Source organism: Mesorhizobium sp. M7D.F.Ca.US.004.03.1.1 (assembly GCF_003998635.1).
Taxonomy (GTDB): domain Bacteria; phylum Pseudomonadota; class Alphaproteobacteria; order Rhizobiales; family Rhizobiaceae; genus Mesorhizobium; species Mesorhizobium loti.
Map to the genome: position 1 here is coordinate 1 of NZ_RZQG01001053.1, position 1906 is coordinate 1906.

Sequence of the window (1906 nt, forward strand, 5' to 3'; positions counted from 1 at the left end):
CTTGAAGACGATGGTGACCCGCGTGCCCTCGCCGGCGCTCGAATTCACGTCGAATTCCGCCTTGGCATTCTCGGTCAGCGATCGGGCGATCAGTGCACCGAGCTTGCCGCGCTTGGGCCAGGTCTCGCCCTCCGGCAGGCCGATTCCGTCATCGGCGATGACGATGCGGCAGCCATCGCCGTCAACGATACTGTGCAGCGTGATCGTGCCGCCGTCGCGCCCCTGGAAGGCATGTTTGAGCGCATTGGTCAAAAGCTCGTTCACCACCAGCCCGGTCGGCATGGCGACGTTGATCGACACCGGATAGGTATCGACCTTCATGTCGAGCCGGATACCCTCGACGGCATGCGAGTTCATCACCGCCGACGCGATCTGGCTGAGATAGACGCCAAGATCGACCTCATCCTTGTCATCGTCGCCCGACAGCGTCTGATAGAGGATCGCCAGCGCGTCGACGCGCCCCGCCAGCCTCTCGAAACGCTTCTGGTCCGGCTCGGCCGCGTTGCGCGTCTCCATCCGGATCAGCGCGGTGATCATCTGCAGATTGTTCTTCACCCGGTGCTGCAGTTCGCGCAGCAGCGTGTCCTTCTCGCGGACGCGCTCGTCGATCGATCGCGCATCCTCGGTTTCGCCATGGGCCGAGACGTCGACCAGCGCTACCAGTCGGAAGCAGACCTTGCCATTGTCGTCCTCGATGACATTGGAATAGACGTCCACGATCGCCGGTTGGTCTTCTGTCCGCTCCAGCCGGAACGTGCCGACGAAATCGGTCTCCTCGACCACGGCCTCGAACAGCACCCGGTCCTTCTGCCGGTGCAGGCCGGTGCCGGAAAGCGCCGCCCAGTGTTGCCGGGCGAGCCTCGCCGCCTTAAGGCCGGACAGTTTCTCGAATTCCGGATTGGCATAGACGACGCGCTCCTTCGAACCCAGGTCCGAGACCGCAATGGCGATCGGCACCTGGTCGAGGAACTTCTTGAACTGTTCGCTCTCCAGCGCGCTGGCAAGGTCCGGCGTTTCAAGCAACTGCCCGACCGCTTCGGCCTTCTGTGTATCGGATGTCATCTGCGGGCGCGCCTGTGCTGTGCGTGTGCGCCATCAGTATCAGCGATGCGTTCGGCCCGCCATCGCCAAAGCTGGAGGCGGCATTTTCACGCGCCGCGTCGGCGATAAGCCGCGTGTGGCGCAGCCGCCTCGAAGCAAGCAGCCGAGGCCTTGGGAGCGCCTCACGAGGCCGGCTTCGACGCCAGCCGTGGACCGGTCTTGACCTCGACGATCTCCGGCTTGGCGCTGTTGACCGCGCCGTCCCAACCGCCGCCGAGCGCCTTGTTGAGGGCGATGTAGTTGGTCGCCAGCAAGACGCGGCTTTGCAGCAGCGAGTCCTCGGCCGAGTAGAGCGAGCGCTGGGCGTCGAGCACATCGAGAAGGCTGGTCTCGCCGGCCTTGTAGAGCGTGCCTTCGAGGCTTGCCGCCTCGCCATAGGACTTCGCTGACGAGGCGAGCTTGCCGATCCTGATGCGCTCCTGCGCCAACAGCACCAGCGCATTCTCCACATCCTCGAGCGCCGTCAGCACCGAAGACCGGTAGGCGATGAAATATTGATCGCGCTGCGCCTTGGCGACCTCAACGGCCGCCTGCAATTGCCCGGCATTGAACACCGGCACGCTGAGCGTCGGTCCGAACGACCAGCCGATCGACGAATTCTTGCCGAGGTCGCCGAGCTTCAACGCCGCCGTGCTGATGTCTCCGGTCAGGCTGACCGAGGGATAGCGGGCGGCCTCGGCCTGGCCGATCTTAGCGGTGTATTGCGCGTATTGCCGTTCCGCCAGGCGCACATCGGGGCGCGACAGCAGGATGTCGGCGGGAATGCCGGTCGGAATCGGCAGGCGCGGCGTCGGGATCGGTGCAC

The 1906-nt window shown here is 64.7% G+C and carries 2 protein-coding genes; both read right to left on the reverse strand.

Translation table 11 applies throughout. The features are described 5' to 3' along the window. Nucleotides 1–1062 (reverse strand): histidine kinase dimerization/phosphoacceptor domain -containing protein (locus tag EN935_RS33735; protein WP_127374109.1); only part of this gene is annotated, 1062 nt, incomplete at its 3' end. A gap of 161 nt (nt 1063–1223) precedes the next feature. Further along, on the reverse strand, nt 1224–1906 hold a 683-nt coding region (locus EN935_RS33740; RefSeq protein ID WP_164771595.1), incomplete at its 5' end, for a TolC family protein.